The sequence below is a fragment of the Pseudomonas sp. BIGb0278 genome (assembly GCF_024809895.1).
Classification (GTDB): Bacteria; Pseudomonadota; Gammaproteobacteria; order Pseudomonadales; family Pseudomonadaceae; genus Aquipseudomonas; species Aquipseudomonas shirazensis.
The window spans coordinates 467,566-487,944 of record NZ_JANUEL010000002.1; the positions used below are offsets into that span (position 1 = coordinate 467,566).

At 62.8% G+C, this 20,379-nt stretch carries 22 protein-coding genes; 5 read left to right on the top strand and 17 right to left on the bottom strand.

What is annotated here, in order from left to right:
- Positions 1-48: 48 nt before the first annotated feature.
- From M2396_RS10810 to M2396_RS10820, 3 genes are all read right to left on the bottom strand, one after another.
- A complete protein-coding gene (locus M2396_RS10810) occupies positions 49-972 on the bottom strand; it encodes an SdiA-regulated domain-containing protein (protein WP_259074698.1) in 924 nt (307 codons plus the stop codon).
- Positions 973-1,148: 176 nt separating this feature from the next.
- The gene (locus M2396_RS10815; RefSeq protein WP_101315375.1) at positions 1,149-1,814 is read right to left on the bottom strand and encodes a fumarylacetoacetate hydrolase family protein; all 666 of its coding nucleotides are present in this window, start codon (positions 1,812-1,814) and stop codon (positions 1,149-1,151) included.
- A 25-nt stretch (positions 1,815-1,839) separates the two neighbouring features.
- Complete coding sequence (locus M2396_RS10820; RefSeq protein ID WP_101315373.1) at positions 1,840-3,237, bottom strand: FAD-binding oxidoreductase; 1,398 nt, start codon at positions 3,235-3,237, stop codon at positions 1,840-1,842.
- A gap of 170 nt (positions 3,238-3,407) precedes the next feature.
- On the opposite strand from M2396_RS10820, the gene serA reads away from it, so the two are divergent.
- Complete coding sequence (serA, locus tag M2396_RS10825) at positions 3,408-4,637, top strand: phosphoglycerate dehydrogenase (protein WP_101315371.1); 1,230 nt, start codon at positions 3,408-3,410, stop codon at positions 4,635-4,637.
- Between the two features lie 123 nt (positions 4,638-4,760).
- Here the strand turns inward: serA and M2396_RS10830 are convergent, their stop codons facing one another.
- Positions 4,761-5,237 (bottom strand): DUF4399 domain-containing protein, encoded by a 477-nt coding sequence (locus M2396_RS10830; RefSeq protein ID WP_101315369.1) that lies wholly within the window; start codon positions 5,235-5,237, stop codon positions 4,761-4,763.
- 225 nt (positions 5,238-5,462) lie between these two features.
- Here M2396_RS10830 and M2396_RS10835 point away from each other — a divergent pair, with 225 nt between their 5' ends.
- Positions 5,463-5,948, top strand: a complete 486-nt coding sequence (locus tag M2396_RS10835) for an ABC transporter substrate-binding protein (protein ID WP_101315367.1) — start codon at positions 5,463-5,465, stop codon at positions 5,946-5,948.
- Between the two features lie 15 nt (positions 5,949-5,963).
- On the opposite strand, the gene M2396_RS10840 is transcribed toward M2396_RS10835, so the two are convergent.
- Both M2396_RS10840 and M2396_RS10845 read right to left on the bottom strand, forming a co-directional pair.
- Positions 5,964-6,467 (bottom strand): DUF523 domain-containing protein, encoded by a 504-nt coding sequence (locus M2396_RS10840; protein ID WP_150573037.1) that lies wholly within the window; start codon positions 6,465-6,467, stop codon positions 5,964-5,966.
- Positions 6,454-7,077 carry a 2OG-Fe(II) oxygenase gene (locus M2396_RS10845; RefSeq protein ID WP_101315362.1) on the bottom strand — a complete coding sequence of 208 codons (624 nt, stop codon included), beginning with the start codon at positions 7,075-7,077 and terminating at the stop codon, positions 6,454-6,456. The genes M2396_RS10840 and M2396_RS10845 overlap by 14 nt, the downstream gene beginning before the upstream one ends.
- Before the next feature lie 120 nt (positions 7,078-7,197).
- Between M2396_RS10845 and M2396_RS10850 the strand changes: the two genes are divergently transcribed.
- Positions 7,198-7,950, top strand: a complete 753-nt coding sequence (locus M2396_RS10850) for a DUF2059 domain-containing protein (protein WP_101315360.1) — start codon at positions 7,198-7,200, stop codon at positions 7,948-7,950.
- Here the strand turns inward: M2396_RS10850 and M2396_RS10855 are convergent, their stop codons facing one another.
- Positions 7,951-8,874, bottom strand: coding sequence for an alpha/beta hydrolase (locus tag M2396_RS10855; RefSeq protein WP_150570408.1), 924 nt, complete (start codon positions 8,872-8,874; stop codon positions 7,951-7,953).
- Positions 8,875-8,990: 116 nt separating this feature from the next.
- Between M2396_RS10855 and M2396_RS10860 the strand changes: the two genes are divergently transcribed.
- Entirely contained in the window at positions 8,991-9,545 is a 555-nt protein-coding gene (locus M2396_RS10860; RefSeq protein WP_259074703.1) for a DUF6436 domain-containing protein, read from the top strand.
- On the opposite strand, the gene M2396_RS10865 is transcribed toward M2396_RS10860, so the two are convergent.
- On the bottom strand, positions 9,524-10,090 hold the full coding sequence (locus M2396_RS10865) for a sugar O-acetyltransferase (protein WP_150573040.1): 567 nt from the start codon (positions 10,088-10,090) through the stop codon (positions 9,524-9,526). The genes M2396_RS10860 and M2396_RS10865 overlap by 22 nt on opposite strands.
- A gap of 85 nt (positions 10,091-10,175) precedes the next feature.
- Between M2396_RS10865 and M2396_RS10870 the strand changes: the two genes are divergently transcribed.
- The gene (locus M2396_RS10870) at positions 10,176-12,539 is read left to right on the top strand and encodes a penicillin acylase family protein (protein ID WP_259074705.1); all 2,364 of its coding nucleotides are present in this window, start codon (positions 10,176-10,178) and stop codon (positions 12,537-12,539) included.
- Between the two features lie 68 nt (positions 12,540-12,607).
- Here the strand turns inward: M2396_RS10870 and M2396_RS10875 are convergent, their stop codons facing one another.
- From M2396_RS10875 to cysT, 9 genes are all read right to left on the bottom strand, one after another.
- Entirely contained in the window at positions 12,608-13,393 is a 786-nt protein-coding gene (locus M2396_RS10875) for a MetQ/NlpA family ABC transporter substrate-binding protein (protein ID WP_101315350.1), read from the bottom strand.
- A 180-nt stretch (positions 13,394-13,573) separates the two neighbouring features.
- Positions 13,574-14,509, bottom strand: a complete 936-nt coding sequence (locus tag M2396_RS10880; RefSeq protein ID WP_259074707.1) for a sigma 54-interacting transcriptional regulator — start codon at positions 14,507-14,509, stop codon at positions 13,574-13,576.
- A 63-nt stretch (positions 14,510-14,572) separates the two neighbouring features.
- On the bottom strand, positions 14,573-15,154 hold the full coding sequence (locus M2396_RS10885) for an alpha/beta hydrolase (protein ID WP_259074709.1): 582 nt from the start codon (positions 15,152-15,154) through the stop codon (positions 14,573-14,575).
- A 179-nt stretch (positions 15,155-15,333) separates the two neighbouring features.
- Complete coding sequence (locus tag M2396_RS10890; RefSeq protein ID WP_101315343.1) at positions 15,334-15,735, bottom strand: biopolymer transporter ExbD; 402 nt, start codon at positions 15,733-15,735, stop codon at positions 15,334-15,336.
- A 1-nt stretch (position 15,736) separates the two neighbouring features.
- The gene (locus M2396_RS10895; protein WP_101315341.1) at positions 15,737-16,465 is read right to left on the bottom strand and encodes a MotA/TolQ/ExbB proton channel family protein; all 729 of its coding nucleotides are present in this window, start codon (positions 16,463-16,465) and stop codon (positions 15,737-15,739) included.
- Positions 16,466-16,523: 58 nt separating this feature from the next.
- The gene (locus M2396_RS10900) at positions 16,524-17,306 is read right to left on the bottom strand and encodes an energy transducer TonB (RefSeq protein WP_259074712.1); all 783 of its coding nucleotides are present in this window, start codon (positions 17,304-17,306) and stop codon (positions 16,524-16,526) included.
- A gap of 348 nt (positions 17,307-17,654) precedes the next feature.
- A complete protein-coding gene (locus M2396_RS10905) occupies positions 17,655-18,644 on the bottom strand; it encodes a sulfate/molybdate ABC transporter ATP-binding protein (RefSeq protein WP_101315337.1) in 990 nt (329 codons plus the stop codon).
- A gap of 3 nt (positions 18,645-18,647) precedes the next feature.
- Entirely contained in the window at positions 18,648-19,520 is an 873-nt protein-coding gene (cysW, locus tag M2396_RS10910; protein ID WP_101315335.1) for a sulfate ABC transporter permease subunit CysW, read from the bottom strand.
- Positions 19,521-19,533: 13 nt separating this feature from the next.
- Positions 19,534-20,352, bottom strand: coding sequence for a sulfate ABC transporter permease subunit CysT (gene cysT / locus M2396_RS10915; RefSeq protein WP_101315333.1), 819 nt, complete (start codon positions 20,350-20,352; stop codon positions 19,534-19,536).
- Between the last annotated feature and the right edge of the window lie 27 nt (positions 20,353-20,379).

Here is a 20,379-nt window from a genome sequence, read left to right on the forward strand (position 1 = left end):
AATCACGATCAGCTGAAGACAAGCTTAATGCCATCATTGCCTTTGCCGTTATTTCTTCTTGAAGCGGTAGAACAGATCCGGCTCGCTGACCATGTACAAGGTGCCGTGCTCATCCATGGCCACGCCTTCAGCGCGCGGGATACGGTCCTTGAGGCCGTTGAAGCCACCGAGCAGGGTCATGAAGCTGACTTGCCCGCCGGTTTCATCCAGTTCCAGCAGCATGTTCGAATCAGCCGACAGCAGCAGTGAGTGACCGGTACGCGGGTCGATGCTCATGCCCGACAGGTTGCGCAGGTCGAGTTCATCGCTAGGCACTGGCTGCTTGGTACCTGTAAGCGGGCTGCGACCATCGGTGGCCCAGGTGAACAAGCGCGGTGGACGCTCCTCGCCGAACAGCAGACGCTGGCGCAGCGGGTCCCAGGCAACGGCTTCGAAACCCTTGTTCTGATTGGCTGACTCACCCAGGTCGTAGCTGCGAAAATCGTCACGCTTGAGCTCGCGAGTCTCAGGCCCGACCATAACCAGGGTGAGCTCATGGTTGCGCTCATCGACAATGGCCAGATGGTCACCCTCAAGCACCGCCACGCCTTCCGGGTTCGACCAGCCATGCAACGGCATCTTGCGCAAGACGTCACCGTCCAGCGTCAGCTCGACCAGAAACGGGTTCTTGCCCATCACCGCAAACAGGGTTTTGGTCCGAGGGTTGTAGGCAAGGTCAGAAGCTTCGTCATCGTTCATGCCGGGCAGCACCTTGGCATCGATGTCGGCCGTGTAGTCCGGCAGCCAGATGCTTTCGCTGCGCTCGCCGGTGGTTTCGAAGCGCTCCTTGACCCAGAGCAGGCCACGATCATCCCAGTGCATGGCGAACACCACGCCATAACCGATCACCGCCACGACACCCAGCAAAAAGGGCCAACGCAGGAACAGGCGTCGCTTGCGGGAAGGGGGAGTTGAAGCGCTGGATGACGTCATGGCAGGAGATTCCTGAGACAGCCGAGCAGGGTTTGGCCGCGGCGAATGGGCTTTCGGGTAGCCGCATTATCCAGATCGTTTGTGAAAAAAATGACAAGCCTTGCATAAACATCGCGCTGGCTCCCGCTCTGGGGATTTGCTCCACCATGGAACCAGCGCGCTAGGCAAACAGCCCCTTAGAGCACCTTGCTCTCGAAGCGGCACACGCCAGGCAGTTCCAGCACCAGCTCGTCACCGGCCTCGAACGGGCCGACCCCAGCTGGGGTGCCAGTCAGGATCACATCACCGGCCTGCAGCGAGAACTGCGCGGCCATGTGCTGGATCATCGGCACGATCGGGTTGAGCATCAGCGCGCTACTGCCGTCCTGGCGCACGGCACCATTGATGGTCAGGCGTACCGGGATGTCGGTGAGGTCGTCGAATGCGCTGGCGGCCACGAACGGCGGCAGTACGCAGGCGCCATCAAAGCTCTTGCTCAGCTCCCACGGCAGGCCCTTTTCCTTGAGTTTGGCCTGTACGTCACGCAGGGTCAGGTCCAGCGCCGGGGCAAAGCCGGAGATGGCGTCGAGCACTTCTTCTACCGATGGCTTGGCCGAAAGGGACTTGCCCAGCAGCACGGCGATTTCGGCTTCATAGTGCACCGCACCACGATCGCTCGGGATCTTGAAGCCGCCCGCCAGAGGCACCACGCAGCTGCCAGGCTTGATGAACAGCAGTGGCTCGCTCGGGATGGGGTTGTCCAGTTCCTTGGCGTGCTCGGCATAATTGCGCCCAATGCAGACCACTTTGCCCAGCGGGAAGTGGATGCGCGTGCCGTCTACATACTGGTGCTGGTAACTCATGGCCGATTCCTTGTGCTGGCTGCTTTTATTCAGGAGCGAAGATCTTACCCGGATTCATGATGCCGTTAGGGTCGAAAACGGCCTTGATTGCCTTCATGCAGGCGATTTCTTGCGCTGAGCGACTGTAACCGAGGTAGTCACGTTTGGTCATGCCGACGCCATGCTCGGCCGAGATCGAGCCGTTGTAGCGCTGGACGATCTCGAACACCCACTTGTTGACCCTGGCGCAGGAGGCGAAGAAATCGTCCTTGCTCATGTCAGCGGGCTTGAGGATGTTCAGGTGCAAATTGCCGTCGCCGATATGGCCATACCAGACCACTTCATAGTCCGGGTAATGCTCGGCGACCACGGCATCGATCTCACGCAGGAAGGCCGGCACCTTGGAAACGGTGACCGAGATGTCGTTCTTGTACGGCGTCCAGTGCGAGATGGTTTCGGAGATGTACTCGCGCAGCTTCCACAGGTTTTTCAGCTGGGTCTCGCTCTGGCTCATCACCCCATCCAGCACCCAGCCCTGCTCGACGCAGTGCTCGAAGGTAGCCAGGGCGTCATTGGCCACGTCCTCGTTGCTGGCTTCGAATTCCAGCAGTGCATAGAACGGGCAGGCGGTAGCGAACGGCGGCGGGACATCGCCGCGGCCCATGACCTTGGCCAGGGCCTTGTCGGAGAAGAATTCGAAGGCGGTCAAGTCCAGCCGGCCCTGAAACGCGTGCAGCACCGGCATGATCGAGTCGAAATCAGCGGTGCCAAGAACCATCGCCGTGAGGTTGCGTGGCGCCCGGTCAAGGCGCATGGTCGCCTCGACGACAAACCCCAGGGTGCCCTCGGCACCGATGAACAGCTGGCGCAGGTCATAGCCGGTGGCGTTCTTGATCAGGTCCTTGTTCAGCTCGAGCAGCTCGCCCTTGCCAGTGACGACCTTGATGCCGGCCACCCAGTTGCGGGTCATGCCATAGCGGATCACCTTGATCCCGCCGGCATTGGTGCCGATGTTGCCGCCAATCTGGCTGGAGCCTGACGAAGCAAAGTCGACCGGATAATAAAGACCGTGTTCTTCGGCCAACTGCTGCAACTGACGAGTGATCACGCCAGGCTGGCAGACCACGGTGCGGTCGAACTCATTGAAGGCGAGCACCTGGTTCATGGCGTCGAAGGCCACTACTACTTCACCGTTGGCAGCGACGGCCCCGGCGGACAGGCCAGTGCGGCCACCGGAGGGGACCAGCGCAACTTGATGGCGATTGGCCCAGGCGACGATGGCCTGCACTTGTTCGATGGTCTTGGGCAGCACAATCGCGCTTGGCGCAGGCGGGTAATGCTTGGTCCAGTCCTTGCCGTATGCCTCCAGCGAAGCAGGGTCGGTAAGCACCTTGCCAGGGTCGACCAGGGTCAGCAGCTCTTCCATTACCGCAGGATGGGTCATCGCCGGAACTCTCGACTTATTCATAGTCACCCTGAGCACTCTTCACCTGTCGGTGGGAGCTCAGATTGTGTCGCGTATGCTAGCATAGCCCTCCCGCTGTTCGTGCTAAGGCCGACGCCGCGCCGCTTCACCTCCTCGCCATTATTTCTCCGGGATACAGGTTTACGCAGATGAGCAAGACTTCTCTCGACAAGAGCAAGATCCGGTTCCTTCTTCTTGAAGGTGTGCATCAGAACGCGGTCGATACCCTCAAGGCTGCCGGCTACACCAACATCGAGTATCTGACCGGTTCAATACCCGAAGCCGAGCTCAAGGAAAAGATCGCCGACGCGCACTTCATTGGTATCCGCTCGCGGACCCAACTGACCGAAGAAATCTTCGACTGCGCGAAGAAGCTGGTGGCGGTAGGTTGTTTCTGCATCGGCACCAACCAGGTCGACCTCGGCGCTGCTCGCGAGCGCGGCATTGCCGTGTTCAACGCGCCTTACTCGAACACCCGTTCGGTGGCCGAGCTGGTCCTGGCCGAAGCGATCCTGCTGCTGCGCGGCATCCCCGAGAAAAACGCTGCCTGCCACCGCGGCGGCTGGATCAAGAGCGCGGCCAACTCGTTCGAGATTCGCGGCAAGAAGCTCGGCATCGTCGGCTACGGCTCGATCGGCACCCAGCTGTCGGTATTGGCCGAAAGCGTCGGCATGCAGGTGTACTTCTACGACCCGCTGACCAAGCTGCCGCTGGGCAACGCCACGCAGGTGGCTAGCCTCAACGAACTGCTGGGTCTGGCTGACATCGTCTCCCTGCACGTCCCTGAGCTGCCATCGACCCAGTGGATGATCGGCGAGAAAGAAATCCGCGCGATGAAAAAGGGCTCGATCCTGATCAACGCCGCCCGCGGTACTGTGGTCGAGCTGGAAAGCCTGGCCAACGCGATCAAGGACAAGCACCTGATCGGCGCCGCCATCGACGTATTCCCGGTGGAGCCGCGCTCCAACGATGACGAGTTCGAAAGCCCGCTGCGTGGCCTGGACAACGTCATCCTCACCCCGCACATCGGTGGCTCGACTGCCGAAGCGCAGGCCAACATTGGCCTGGAAGTCGCCGAGAAGCTGGTCAAGTACAGCGACAACGGTACTTCGGTGTCGTCGGTCAACTTCCCGGAAGTGGCCCTGCCGGCCCACCCAGGCAAGCACCGCCTGCTGCACATCCACGAAAACATCCCGGGCGTGCTCAGCGAGATCAACAAGGTCTTCGCCGAAAACGGGATCAACATCTCCGGTCAGTTCCTGCAGACCGACGAGAAGGTTGGCTACGTGGTGATCGACGTCGATGCCGAGTATTCGGATCTGGCTCAGGAAAAACTGCAGCACGTGAAGGGCACTATCCGCTCGCGCGTACTGTTCTGAGCTTGATTGCAGGCTGAAGATATTGGGGCCGCGTTGCGGCCCTTCGCGGGTAACCCCGCTCCCACAGCAAACCTTGTGGGAGCGGGTTTACCCGCGAAGGGCCGCAACGCGGCCCCATTTACTTCACTTAACGGTAACGGTAATTTTCTGCGACTCAACGCTAGGCTTGAACGGCACATGATACTTGTCGCCCAGCACCAACTGCAGGGTGTGCTTGCCTGGTGTCAGGGTGATGGTCGCTTCAGTCTGCGCCTTGCCGAAATGCAGCACCTGCGGCCCAGCCGGCAGCGGCGCGTTGTTTTCCGGCATAAGGCTGGTCGGCAGCGGTGTATCGCTCAGTGGCTGCTTGTCGACATCTACCAGCAAGTGGTGGTGGCCGCTATGCGGAGTCTGGTCGCCAGCGGGTTTCAGCGCCATGCCTTCGATGGCAAATTTGACGGTAAAGGTCTTGTCGACCGTGGCACCATCCGCCGGGGAAACAATGAAGACCTTGGCATCCTTCGGCGGCTCCTGGCTTTGCAGGGCATCCGCTGCACTGGCCAGTACCGACGCCCCCATGAGCAGACCGGCAACGGCAGCACGCGAAAATAGGCTGTTCATTCACTTCTCCTGTGATTCACTTCATTGACCGCCGCCAGGTAACGATCGGCAGCGGAGCATCAACATAGTCCAAATGTGGCCCGAGGTGTCTGGGCCCGCTGTCACAAATAATTTATCAGCGGTTTAAACATTAGGAGAGACCCACGGTCATAGCCAGCGTTCGACCGCCACCACAAATAAAGCAGCGGCGAATGAAATTTACCTGCTGAACAAGAAGGGATACTCATGCGTTTGACCATTGGCGTACTGCTGACAGTACTGATCAGTCCGTTGGCCCAGGCCGAGCTGATAGACGAAATCAACGACCGGGGCGAACTGCGCATTGCCGTGCAAGCCGATACACCGCCTTATGCCTTCAAGCAGGACGAACATCTGGCGGGCTTCGATGTCGAGCTGGGCCAGGCCCTGGCCAAGGAGCTGGACCTGCGTGCCGAGTTCATCGAAACCCCCGCAGAACAGATATTGCCCGAGGTCGAGAGCGGCAAGAGCGATGTTGCCCTGAGCCAGCTGCGCGCTGCGCAGAAGGTCGACGCGGCACTGGATGTCAGCCAGCCGTTTGGCAGTGACAAGCTGGTAATCCCGTTCCAGAAAGACAACCCGGCCTTCGAGAGCGCAGTGAACAACGCCCTGCAGCGGATCAAGGATGACGGCAGGCTGGCGGACCTTGAAAAGAAATGGCTCAAGGGTGAGAGACCTACCGCCGGCCAGTAACCTGCTGATGACATCTCAGTGGTCGAGGGCTGCCAGGGCCTGCTGCGCCTCGGCCAACTGCAGCTCGCTGAACACCAGCACGCCTTCGCGGCGCAGCAGCGCAGTAGTCACGCCCTGCCCCGCCACTTTGACCCCGCTGAAGCTGCCGTCGTAGGTCAGTTGGTTACCGCAGGAGGGGCTGCCGGACTTGAGTACGGCGACCCGGATGCCGTGCCGACGCACCAGCGCCAGGGCGATCTGCGCACCCGCCAGAAACGCCGCACTGACGTCCTCGCCCGACACCGTAATCACCTGCGCCTGCCCGTCGAGCACCTGCGCGCCCTGCCCGCCGGGGATTTCTGCAGGTGGCCGCGGGGTCGGCAAGCCGCCAGCTACCTCCGGGCACAGCGCTACCACACGACCCTCGGCCTGCCAGCCTTGCAGCACGTCCGGATGGCCACTGGCACGCCCGTCGTAGCGCACCGGCTGGCCCAGCAGACACGCGCTGACCAAAACCGGCGACAATTCAGAACGGCTCATTGCCACGCCTACGGAACCAACCCGTCAACGACAAGCGCTCACGCCCGGCCGCCAGCACTTCGTGGGGCACGTCGCCGGACAGAAACACCACCAGTGTGCCCGCTGTCGGCGCTACGTCATGCACGCGCTGGTCATCGAGGAACATGCGCAACTCGCCGCCGTCGCCGGGCTGCCAGTCCTGATTGAGATAGATCACAGCCGACACGGCGCGGCGGTCGTCATCGCGAAAGCGGTCCAGATGGCGCCGATAGAACGCCCCCGGCGGATACAGGGCGAAATGGCATTCGTAATCTTCAAGGCCGATGAACAAGCCCTGATTGATTGCCTGACGCAGCGCGTCCATGGTGTCCAGGTAACGGTCGCAAGCGCTCGACTCGCCAGGCTCCAGCCAGCGGATGTGATCGCCACGGATCGCCTCGCGAACCTCTAGCGTGCCGCCACGGCCAACCCCGGCAGGGTTGAGCTGGCCGTCGCCGGCGCGCCGCCGGCATTCAGCGGCCAGCGCGCTGACCAGCTCGGCCGGCAAAAAGTCGGCCTGCTGCGACCAGCCCTGGCTGGCCAGGTCATCGACAATCGCGGACAGCTTGGAAACATCGGAAGTAATGTGCATGGCGCATCATAGCCATTCGCCCAGGCCCCCTCCAGCGCCACTTGGCTGACCGGCGTCATTGCGTCTCGACAAACTCCCACTGCGCCACGGACAATAGCGCACTGCCGACAGGAGTCCTGAATGCGCCGTTTGTTTTCCCTGCTGTTGCTGATGATCTGCACCATGCCTGTCTGGGCAGACAGCCTCGATCAGCTGTACAAGGCCGCCGGCTGGCCCGACCAGCGCGCCCATTTCAATGATGCCGTGAGTGCTGCCCAACAGCGCTACCGCAACAGCCTGCCGCCTGCGGTTTACCAGGCGCTGGTGAGCAACAGCAACCAACGCTTCCAGGCCCAGGCCATGGACCAGCGCGCACAGGCGCAGCTACGCAGCAAGCTGGCCAACCCGGCGCCAGCCTTGGCGTTCTTCAATTCGCCGTTGGGGCGCAAAGTGGTGGCCGCCGAGTTGCTCGCCACACGCAAGGACCAGTTGGCCAAGAACGCCAAAGGCCTGCCCAAGCTGCAGGTCAGCGACACCCGGCAACTGATCATGGGCCACCTGGCCCAGGCCCTGCCCGCGCGCGAAGCCGGCGCCGAAGTCAGCCTGGCGATCGCCGGCGTGGCTGCCGACAGCCTCAGCTCGATGATCCCAGGGCTGTTTGGTGGAGGTCAGGCGCAAGGGTTGCTCGACGGCCAGCGCCAGCGCCTGATGAACCAGATCGGCGAAGACCTCAACAACACCTTGCTCTACGTCTACCGCGAGCTCAGCGATGCCGAACTGGAAGAGTTCGCCAACTTCGCCGAGTCCGCCGACGGCCAGGCGTACTACCAGGCGGCACTGGCGGCAGTGCGTGCGGGGCTTGCGGTCGGCCAGAACGGCAATCAGCTCAAGTAATCAGCCCAGCCGCTGGCTGATGAAATCGAGGTAGCGCTGACGGGTTGCCGGCAGTTCATTGGCCAGATGATGGCGCGCCTCTGGCAGCAGCAGGATCTGCGGATCAGCGAACTTGGCCTTGAGCACCTTGAGGTTGTAACGCCAGTCGACCGTGCCATCCGCCTCGCCCTGCACGATCAACGGTCTGCGCGTGCTCGGCGGCGCCGCCTCGATCCGCTTGACCCAGCTCATCAGCGCACCTACCCAGGCAGTCGGCAAGCGCCGTGGTTGCAGCGGGTCGGCCTGCAGAAACGGCAGAAACGCCGGGTCGTTGCTGTTTTCGCTGAACTGGCGCTGGATGCCGTTGACGAAGTGGCGCAGCAACCGATAGCTGAGCTTGGACCAGTGCCACGCCCGCGGCCGCACCAGCGGTGCCAGCAGGATCAGCTCGCCATCGACCGGGCTGTGTTCGCCGGCATGCAGCACGTGATCGACCGCGATCGCGCCACCGGTGCTCTGCCCGCATAGATGCCACGGGCGTGGCAGCTCCAGCTCGCGGGCCTGGCCGAACAGCGCCACCAGTGTCTGCTGATAAAGCCCGAAGTCACTGATGCTGGCCCGCTCGCCACTGGACAGACCATGCCCGGGCAAATCACAGCTGACCACCGCCAAGCCCTTGCTCAGTGCCCACTCGATGACATGCCGGTACAGCCCCATATGGTCATAGTAGCCGTGCAGCACGAACAGCGTCGCCACCGGCTGCGGCGGCAGCCAGGCCTGGCCGACCAGCTCGAAACCGCCCGCCTCGAAGCTGCCGAGCAAACGCTGCACAGGCAGATCCAGGCCATAGAAGCGCTGGTACGCAAGCGCCTGGGCAGATAACGGCTGGCGGCTCGACAATGGCGCGAGGCCGCTGCGCAGGTCGACGTTGAAAGGAGCAGGCATCGGCAAAATCCGCGAACAAGTATTGATCTGGGATATTCAGCTCAAGCGCGGCGCATGGCAAGCTGGGCGCCCCTCCAACTCATTGCAAAAAGCGAGTACCGCAGCTGCGGCCCCCCATGAAAAAGCTGTCGACCTTGGCCATCACCCTGCTCTGCGCCGCCGTGCTCTGGTGGGCTTACGACAGTTTCCAGTCACGTTATCTGCGCCCGTTCGCCAATCAGGCCACGCTGTTCGATGGTAGCCAGTTGCGCCTGCCCGCCGAGCTTGCCGGCCCCGGGGCGATCCGTGTGGTGCATTTCTGGGACCCGGCCTGCCCGTGCAACGTCGGCAACCAGCAACATCTGAGCGAACTGGTCGAACAGTTCACGCCGCAGGGAGTGAGTTTCTATCTGCTGCAAAAGCCCGCCAGCCATGGCGCGCTGCCGGCCAACCTGGCCGCGCTCAAGGTCCTGCGCGAGCTGCCCGGCAGTGCCAGCCTGCCCGCCAGCCCTGCGGTGGCGATCTGGGACCGCCAGGGCCGACTGGCCTACTTCGGCCCGTACAGCGAAGGCGCGGTGTGCAACTCAAGCAACAGCTTCATCGAGCCGATCCTCAAGGCCTTGCTCGAGAACCGCAATGTCAGCGCCTCCAACACCCTCGCGGTCGGCTGTTACTGCCCTTGGGCTGACTGACGCTCGCGGGCCGGATTGCCCACCACAACCGCACCGGCGGCGACATCGCGGGTAACCACGCTACCAGCACCAATCACCGCGTCATCACCGATGGTGACCCCCGGCAGAATGATCGCACCGCCACCGATCCAGACGTTGTTGCCGATGTGCACCGGGCGCCCGCTTTCCAGGCCGGTGCGGCGCACGTCCGGGTCGAGCGGATGATCGGCGGTGTAGATCTGCACCGACGGCGCGATCTGGCAGTCGTGGCCAATGTGTACCGGCAGCACGTCGAGGATCACGCAGCTGAAGTTGATGAAGGTGTTGGCGCCGATACTGATGTTGTAGCCATAGTCGCAGTAGAACGGCGGGCGGATGATCACGCCCTCGCCGACTGCGGCAAGATGCTCGGCCAGCAATGTATGGCGGCTGAGCTTGAGCTGCTCGTCGCTGCCGTTGTAGCGGTCCATCCACTGCTTGTTGCTGCGTTGCTCAGCCTGCAACTCGGGGCAGCCTGCGTGATAGAGCTGGCCGCTGAGCATCTTCTGTTTTTCGCTGAGGGACATGCAGACTCCTTTGGGGGCTATGCTGGTGGCGCGATTCGGTCAATGATCTGACAACCGTTTGCGTTGATATGCACAAGGAGTTCTGATGAAACGCAGCTTGTCCGTGCTGGTCGTGGTGATTGCCGTGGCCGCTGCCGGCGGTTACTGGTATGTCCACAGCAAGCAGCCCCAACGCCACGGCGAACTGAGCCTGCGCGGCCTGCAAGCGCCGGTCAACGTGCGCTACGACGAGCGCGGCGTGCCGCACATCCAGGCGCAGAGCGAAGCCGACCTGTACCGCGCGCTGGGCTATGTGCACGCCCAGGACCGGCTGTTCCAAATGGAGATCATGCGCCGCCTGGCCCGTGGCGAGCTGGCCGAAGTGCTCGGCAGCAAGCTGGTCGCCACCGATACCCTGTTCCGCAGCCTGCGCATCCGCGAGCAGGCCGCCCGCATGGTCCAGCGTCAGGATCGCCAAGGCCCCGCCTGGCAAGGTTTGCAGGCCTATCTGGATGGGGTCAACCAATGGCAGGCCAGCCACCCCAAGCCGGTCGAGTTCGACCTGCTCGGTATCACCCCACGCCCCTTCAGCGCCGAAGACACCCTGAGCATCGCCGGGTATCTGGCCTACAGCTTCGCCGCCGCGTTTCGCACTGAACCGGCGCTGACCTATATCCGCGATCAGCTTGGCGCCGATTACCTGAACATCTTCGACCTGGAATGGCAGCCAGAAGGCGCCCTCGCCCCGCGCCTGGCAGCCGCCGACTGGCGCAGCCTCGAGCAACTGGCCAGCGCCAGCCAGGATGCTCTGGCCGCCGCCGGTCTGCCGCAGTTCGAGGGCAGCAATGCCTGGGCAGTTTCAGCCAGTCGCACCCGTAGCGGCCGCCCGCTGCTGGCCGGCGACCCACATATCGGCTTTGCCGTGCCGGCGGTGTGGTATGAGGCCGAGCTGGCGGCGCCGGGTTTTGAGTTGTATGGCTACTTCCAGGCACTCAACCCGTTTGCACTGCTCGGCCACAACCGCGATTTCGGCTGGAGCCTGACCATGTTCCAGAACGACGACGTCGACCTGATTGCCGAGCGCAGCAACCCGGCCAATCCTGAACAGGTGATGATCGACGGCCAGTGGCAAACCCTGCAGCGCAGCCAGCAGCAGATCGCGGTCAAGGACGCAGCGCCGGTCGAGATCACCCTGCGCAGCTCGTCCCACGGGCCGATCGTCAACAGCGTGCTCGGCGAAACGGCGGGCCCCACGCCGATTGCCATGTGGTGGGCGTTTCTGCAAACCGAAAACCCGATTCTTGAGGGCTTCTACCAGCTCAACCGCGCCGACAGCCTGAACAAGATGCGCCTGGCGGCGGTGAAGATTCAGTCGCCCGGGCTGAACCTGGTGTGGGCCAATGCCGCTGGCGACATCGGCTGGTGGGCCGCGGCGCAGTTGCCAATCCGCCCGGAGGGGGTCAACCCGGCGTTCATCCTCGACGGCAGCAGCAGCCAGGCAGACAAGCTTGGCTTCTACCCCTTCAGCCTCAACCCGCAGCAGGAAAATCCAGCCAGCGGTTACATCGTCTCGGCCAACTTTCAGCCACCGGCCACGATCCCGGTGCCGGGTTACTACAACCTTGCCGACCGCGGCCGCCAGCTTGACCGGCAACTGGCCAACCCGCAGATCAAGTGGGACACAGACAACAGCCAGGCGCTGCAACTGGACACCGCCAGCGACTACGGCCCACGCCTGCTCGCGCCATTGCTGGCGACCCTGCGCGAAGCTGCCGAGGGCGTGCAGGAGCAGGAGCTGGTCGAGCAATTGGCAGCCTGGCGCGGTGACTACCCGCTGGATTCGACCAGCGCGACCCTGTTCAACCAGTTTCTGTACGAGTTGGCCCATGCCGCACTGCATGATGAGCTGGGCGATACCTGGTTCACGATGCTGCTCAACACCCGCGCCATCGATGCCGCCCTTCCCCGACTTGCAGCTGATCCGGAATCACCCTGGTGGAGCCAGCGCGGGACCAGTCAACCTGCAGGGCGCAGTGCGGTGGTGCGCGAGGCCTGGCACAAGACGCTGGCCCACCTTGGCGAAACCTTTGGCGCCGACCCGGCCAACTGGCAATGGGGCAAGGCGCATACCCTGACCCATAACCATCCGCTGGGCGTGCAGAAGCCGCTCAACCTGCTGTTCAACGTCGGCCCGTTTGCCGCGCCGGGCACCCACGAGGCGCCGAACAACCTCTCGGCCAAGATCGGCCCCGCGCCATGGCCGGTGAACTATGGGCCGTCGACCCGGCGAATCATCGACTTCGCCGACCCCGCCCAGGCATTGAGCATCAACCCGCTCGGCCAGAGCGGCGTGCCGTTCGACCGGCATTATCGCGATCAGGCCGAGGACTACATCGAAGGCCGTTATCAGCGGGCGCAGCTGGGCGTGATCCCTGCGCGCAGTACCTTGCGCCTGCTGCCCGCCGAATAGCCTTTCGCAGAAACAAAAACGCCGACGCAAATGCGTCGGCGTTTTTTTCAGGGCAGTCAGCGTGCAAATCAGAACGCTGGCAGTACCGCACCGCTGTATTTCTTGGCGATGAACGCTTTCACTTCCGGGCTGGTCAGCGCTTTGGCCAGTTTCTGCATGGCATCGCTGTCCTTGTTGTCCGGGCGAGCCACCAGGAAGTTGACGTACGGCGAGTCGCTACCTTCGATGATCAAGGCGTCCTTGGCCGGGTTCAGACCTGCTTCTAGGGCGTAGTTGGTGTTGATCATGTCCAGGTCAACCTGGTCCAGCACGCGCGCCAGCATGGCCGATTCGAGTTCCTTGAACTTGAGGTTCTTAGGGTTCTCGGCGATGTCTTTCGGCGTGGCCAGGGCGTTTTTCGGGTCTTTCAGGGTGATCAGGCCAGCCTTCTGCAGCAGGATCAGGGCGCGGCCGCTGTTGCTGCCCTCGTTGGGGATGGCAACGGTAGCGCCGTCTTTCAGCTCGCTGAGGTTCTTGATCTTCTTCGAGTAGCCGCCGAAGGGTTCAACGTGGACACCGATCACGGTGACCAGGTTGGTGCCTTTACCTTCGTTGAAGCTCTTCAGGTACGGCAGGGTCTGGAAGTAGTTGGCATCCAGGCGCTTCTGATCGACCTGCACGTTCGGTTGCACGTAGTCGGTGAAGACCTTGATCTCCAGATCGACACCTTCCTTGGCCAGGGTCGGCTTGATCAGTTCGAGGATCTCGGCATGCGGCACCGGGGTGGCAGCGACTACCAGTTTCTCGGCCGCATGGGCAACGCCAGTCAGCGCCAGGGCAGCAGCCAGGGCCGCAGTCAGCAGGGATTTCTTCATGGTGATCCTTAAGTAAGCTGAGCCATCGGCGACGGCAATATAGGGGGCCCGGCGCAAGCTGCGCTGGGCGTGAAGCGGACGATACCGGGATTTTATATTCCGGAACAATATCTTTTGATTAGCTGCTTATATCAAAAAGAATTGGCCATCATCGACTTCGCTTATTAGCCACATGATCGACTATTCGAGTGCCGCCAATGCTGACTCGAGCAACTGGCGCAGGGCTGCGCTGGTGTGCGGCTCCCGGCTATGACCGAGCTGGCTCAGTCGCGCCGCCAGGCTGGCCAGCGGTGCGCTGTCGGGCAGGTCGAGTTGCTCGGCGAGGATCTCGTCGCCATCGCTCACCAGCAGGGCGAAATGGATGACGTTTTCCAGCTCTCGGGTATTGCCCGGCCAGGTATGCGCCTCCAGCGCTTGCTGGGCCAGGTCGCTGATCAGTGGCACCGGCCGCTCCAGCCGGGCGCTGTAGATGCCGACGAAGTACTCGGCCAACGGCAGGATATCGCCTACCCGCTCACGCAGTGCCGGCAGTTCCAGCTCGCCCTCGTGCAGGTACAGGTAGAGCCGCTCGTTGAAGCGCCCTGCCGCCACGGCCAGGGCCAGGTCAATGCTCGAAGCGGCAACCAGGCGCACGTCGACCGGCTGCGGCTGCTGCGCACCGACCCGGGTTACTTCACGGTTTTCCAGCGCGGCGAGCAACTTGGCCTGAATCGCCAACGGCAGGTCGGCAATCTCATCCAGGTACAGCGTGCCGCCATTGGCCGAACCAAACCAACCGGCCCGGCTGCTGGCGGTGCCGCCGTGGCTGCCGGCGCTGTAGCCGAACAGCTCGGCATTGGCGTAGGTATGGCTGATGGCGGCGCAGTTGACCGAAACGAACAGGCCGGCGCGGTCGCTGGCGCGATGGATCTGCCGCGCCAGCAGCTCCTTGCCGGTGCCGGTTTCGCCACGGATCAGCACCGGCAGCGGCTGCACTGCCAGACGCTCCAGGTCTCGGCGCAGCTGCTGCGAGCGCGGGTCGACAAACACCAGCGCCTTGGCGCGAATGCTCAGCGGGCTTTTATCCAGCTCGGGGAAGGTCAGCAGCGGCTGGCCGAAAGGGGCGTGCAAGGTCATGACAAACTCCCGCCGGGCCATCAGCAGCCGGGCGTCTCAGGCATTCTGTGGATAACTGCCGGGTCAGGCGCGCCGTAGCGTGCGCTGCTCGATCCGGCTTTGCAGGCGGTACAGGTAGGCAAAGCCCTGCTCCCAGCGCTCATGCCCGGACTTGACGTTGATATGCCCGGCATTGGCCAACAGGCCCGCCTCGGCCGCCCATTCCTGGGCCAGATACAGCGCCCGCGGCACGCTCACCGCTGGGTCGTTGTCCGAGCTCACTACCTGGCTGGCAAACGGCAACGCCTGCAGCGGGATCGGCGCGAAGTTGCGCAGCGCCGGCGCGCAGGTTGGCCGTTCGACATCCGCCGGTGCCACCAGCAAGGCGCCACGTACCCGTGCGAGCAAGGCCGGGCTGGCCGCAGCGGCCCAATGGGCAACGGTGATGCAGCCCAGGCTGTGGGCAATCAGGACTACCGGCGTACTGTCGGCGGCAATCGCCTGCTCCAGCGCCTGCACCCAATCGCGCCGCTGCGGCGTCAGCCAGTCGGCCTGCTCGACCCGAGCGCTGTTGGGCAGGCTGCGCTGCCAGTGGCTTTGCCAATGATTGTCTGGCGATCCTTGCCAGCCCGGCACAATCAGGTAACGAATTGACTCATTGCGCATGGGGACGCCTCCAGGAAGTTTGCGTGCTTGTTGACCAGTATAGGGAGCGGGATATATCCGTAAAGGAATAAGAAGCTATGTATTTATAACCAATTTACGTTTCGCGAATAAAAAAAGGGCCATCCCCCTGCCAAGAGGTATGGCCCTGAAGCACTTGCCTGAAGAGGTTACGACGGGCTCTAGCGTGCGGTTATCACCGCCAGCTTGGTGATCCCGGCGCGTTCGATGGCCGCCATGGCGCGGGCTACTTCGCCGTAATTGACGCCATCGTCGGCCTGCAGTTGCACTCGCACCTCGGCGTCCTTGAGCTTGGCCGCCTTGAGGTTGCTTTCGAGCAGGTCTGGCTGGATCTCGTCCTTGTTGATGAACAGCTTGCCGCCACCATCGATGCTGACCACCAGCGGGTCTTTCTGCTCGACCGGGGCCACGGCTTCGGTCTTGGGCAGGTTGATCGGTATGGCGTTGGTCAGCAGCGGTGCGGTGACGATGAACACCACCAGCAGCACCAGCATGACGTCGACCAGTGGCGTGACGTTGATTTCACTGAGGACTTCGTCGTTGTCCTGGGTTGAAAAGGCCATATCAGGACGCCTCTTTCACGGGCTGGGTGAAGCCGGCCTGAGGCTTGTGTGCGGTCGGGTGGACCAGCACGCGGAAGGCGCTCTTCTGGGCCAGGCTGTAGAAGTCATGGGCAAAGTCATCGAGGTCGGCAGCGGTCAGCTTGAGCCGGCGCAGGAAGTAGTTGTAGACCAGCACCGCCGGCACCGCGACGGCAATACCAACGCCGGTTGCAACCAGTGCCGCACCGATCGGCCCGGCCACGGTTTCGAGGCTGGCCGAACCTGCCGCACTGATGCCCTTGAGCGCTTCCATGATGCCCCAGACGGTGCCGAACAGGCCGATGAAGGGCGAGGTGCTGCCGATACTGGCGACTACAGCAAGGCCGGTTTCCAGCGAGCGCCGTTCACGTACGATCTGCTGGCGCAGGGCACGCTCGAGGCGGTCCTGATGGTTGATCGACTGGCTAAGGTCGCTGGCATGGCCAGGCTCACCCACGGCGATGGCGGCGTACCCGGACTGCGCCACGCGGGCCGCCGGGCCTGGCAGTTCGTGGCTGAGCTCGGCCGCCGAGTCGAGGCTGGAGGCAGCCCAGAACTGCTTGTGAAAGCGTTTGTCCTGGTTCTTCAGGCGCACGAACTGTACGGCCTTGATCAACGCCAGGCCCCAGGTGGCGACAGAGAACACAACCAGCAGCCAGATCACGGCTACTTCAACGGACTCGAGGGGAGATGCGGATGCCAGCAGGCTCATGATGAAGTCTTCCTATGTTCGGTCGGTATACGGTTCAGGTGCATGTTCAGGGGTGTAATCAGCGCAGCTTGAAGTCGATCGGCACACTCACCCAGCCGGACTGGGCGACATCGCCCTGCTTGGCCGGGACAAAGCTCCAGCGCTTGACGGCCGCCAGTGCGGCGTCGTCGAGGGCCGGGCGGCCACTGCTTTTCTGAATCTGGATCTGGCCGGGCTTGCCGCTGGCCATGACCTCGACCCGCAGCAGCACGGTGCCTTCCCAGCCGCGGCGCTGGGCCATCTGCGGGTATTCCGGCGCCGGGTTCTTCAGGTAGGCAGCGTTGGCCGACGGCGGCGTGACCGGCGCTGGCGTTGGCGCAGGTGCTGCAACTGGCGGCGGCGGAGTTTCCACCGGTTTCGGCACGGGCTTGGCGACAGGCTTTGGCACCGGCTTGGATTTCGGTTTAGGCACAGGCTTGGGCGCAGGTTTGGCCGCCAGCTCATCGACTACCGGCGGCGGTGGCGGCTCGACTACCGGAGGCGCTGGTGCAGGCGGTGGCGGTTCGACCACGGGCGGGGCCGGTGCGGCAAACTCGATGGTCATGGGTGGGATCTGTGGTGGCACGACCGGTAACGGCGGGGTCGGGCTCTGGCTGATCCAGTACGCCGCCGCGCCATGCAACGCCACTACCAGCAGGGCCAAGGCCCATTTGTCGCGGCGCTTGAGGCCGCTGACCGGCGTGCGTTGCAGGCGCAGCTGGCCGAGCGGCAGGCGAAGCGTGCGTCCAAGCTCGACCAGGTCGCCCGGGGCCGGGCGCCATGGCTGGTCGTAGGCCCTAACGGCCGTATGGACATTACCCATTGATCAAACTCCTGGGGTCTCGATTCATGGCTGAATCATCGATGCCAGACGCTTATCTCTGAAAGTAATGTTTAAACGTAAAGTTAGAACTTTATTGAATATTGGTATTAGGGGGAAGGCCGCAGCCCGCGTGGTTCGTGGGCTGGCCGTGAGGGCGGGGATTTTGATGCCTGGGCGGCATTTGAAATATTCCTGGAAGGCATTGGTCTTGCGAGGGATGGGGCTGCTTTGCAGCCCAATCGCGACACCAGGCCGCTCCTACAGAGGCCGCGCCGTGTCAGGGACTGCGCGGTCCCGGTAGGAGCGGCCTGGTGTCGCGATTGGGCCGCAAAGCGGCTCCAGAATGGATCAGATATCAGCCACCTTCTGCCAAACCTTGGGCCGGAAGAACAACGTCTCGCCCCGCGCCAGCCCGGTCAGGCTGTCATGGTCCTTGACCACCTCGGCTTCGATCAGCTCGCTCTGCCCTTCCACCTTCAAGGTCACCCGCGTGGTCGCGCCCAACGGCCGAATATCACGCACCTCGGCCGCATGGTGGCCTTCGGTTTCATGCCGCGACAACGACACCTCGTGTGGGCGGAACAGCACATGGTTGCCTTCACTCAGGCTCATGCGGTTGGAATCACCAAGGAAGTGATAGACGAAGTCGTTGGCTGGCTTTTCATAGACCTCACCCGGCGAGCCGATCTGCTCGATCACGCCCTTGTTCATCACCACGATGCGGTCGGCGACTTCCATCGCTTCTTCCTGGTCGTGGGTAACGAATACCGAGGTCAGGTTGATGTCTTCGTGCAGCCGCGCCAGCCAGCGGCGCAGCTCTTTACGCACCTTGGCATCCAGCGCACCGAACGGCTCGTCGAGCAGCAGTACCTTGGGCTCGACCGCCAGGGCGCGAGCCAGAGCGATACGCTGACGCTGGCCGCCGGACAGCTGCTCGGGGTAACGGTCGGCCAGCCAGTCGAGCTGGACCATGTTCAACAGCTCATGGACCTTCTCGGCGATGCGGCTTTCGCTCGGCCGCTCGCCCTTGGGCTTCATGCGCAGGCCGAAAGCGACGTTGTCGAACACGCTCATGTGGCGGAACAGCGCGTAATGCTGGAACACGAAGCCGACGTTGCGATCACGCACGTCATGCCCGGAGACATCTTCGCCATGGAAGACGATGCTGCCATCGTCCGGCGTCTCGAGGCCGGCGATGATCCGCAGCAGGGTGGTCTTGCCGCAGCCCGACGGGCCGAGCAGAGCCACCAGCTCGCCGCTGTTGATATCCAGGTTGATGTTGTCCAGAGCCTGGAAGCTGTTGAAGCGCTTGCTGACGTTACGAACTTCGATCGACATGAATTATTCCTCCGCTGCGCTTTGGCGCAGACGGTTAATACGGTTCTCGCTCCACTGCTTGAGCAGCAGGATGAAGAGCGCCAGGATCAGCAGCAAGCTCGCCACGCTGAACGCCGCGACGTGGTTGTATTCGTTGTAGAGGATTTCGACGTGCAGCGGCAAGGTGTTGGTAACCCCGCGGATATGCCCGGAGACCACCGACACCGCACCAAACTCGCCCATCGCTCGCGCAGTACACAGCACCACGCCGTAGATCAGGCCCCATTTGATGTTGGGCAGGGTCACGTGCCAGAACATCTGCCAGCCATTGGCGCCAAGCAGGCGCGCGGCCTCTTCCTCTTGAGTGCCCTGCTCTTGCATCAGCGGGATCAGCTCACGGGCCACGAATGGCACGGTAACGAAGATGGTCGCCAGGACGATGCCCGGCAAGGCGAACACGATCTGGATGTCGTGATCCTGCAGCCACGGCCCGAAGAAGCCCTGCGCGCCGAACATCAGCACATAGACCAGACCGGCGATTACCGGCGACACCGAGAACGGCAGGTCGATCAAGGTCACCAGGATGCTCTTGCCGGCAAAGTTGTACTTGCTCACGCACCACGCCGCACTGACCCCGAACAGCAGGTTCAGCGGCACCGAAATGGCCACCGCGAGCAAAGTCAGCCTGAGCGCCGACAGTGCATCGGGCTCGAAGATCGCCTCGAAGAACGTACCGAAGCCGTTCTTCAGCGCTTGGGAAACCACGATCACCAGCGGCAACAGCAGAAACAGCGCAAACACCAGCCAGGCCGAAATGATCAGCACCCGCCGTGAGGTGGCGCTGCCGCGGCGGGCGGCGTTGGCGGCGGCCGTTGCGCCTAGAGTTGAAGCAGACATGGGCGGTCCTCCTTCAAGGGGTTTCGATGCGCCGCTGAAGCAAGTTGATCAGCAGCAGCAGAATGAAGGAAACCACCAGCATCAAGACGCCGATGGCAGTAGCGCCGGTGTAGTCGTACTGGTCGAGCTTGACCATGATCAGCAACGGCAAGATTTCGGTCTTCATCGGCATGTTGCCGGCAATGAAGATCACCGAGCCGTACTCGCCAACACCGCGAGCAAAGGCCAGCGCGAAGCCGGTCAACCAGGCCGGCAGCAGCGCCGGCATGAGGATATGGCGGAATACCTGCAACGGTTTCGCGCCCAGGCAGGCAGCCGCTTCTTCGACTTCTCGGGGGATGTCCGCCAGCACCGGCTGCACCGTCCGCACCACAAATGGCAGGGTGACGAAGGTCAGCGCCAGGGTGATACCCAGCGGCGTGTAGGCGATCTTGAAACCGAGGTCGGTGGCGAACTGCCCGACCCAGCCGGACGGCGCATACAGCGCGGTCAGGGCGATGCCGGCGACTGCCGTGGGCAAGGCGAACGGCAGGTCGATCATCGCGTCGATGATCTTGCGCCCGGGGAAGGTGTAGCGCACCAGCACCCAGGCCAGCAGGGTGCCGATGATGCCGTTGATGATGGCGGCGAACAGGGCAGTGCCGAAACTCAGTTTCAGCGCGGCAATCACTCGCGGGGCGCTGATGATGTTCCAGAACTGCTCCCAGGTCAGCTGCGAGGCATGCACGAACATGGCCGCCAGCGGTATCAGCACGATCAGGCTGAGGTACACCAAGGTGTAGCCCAGAGTCAGCCCGAAGCCGGGTATGACGGGGGATATACGACGTGACATAAAGGTCCCTGGTTTAACGCATCAAGC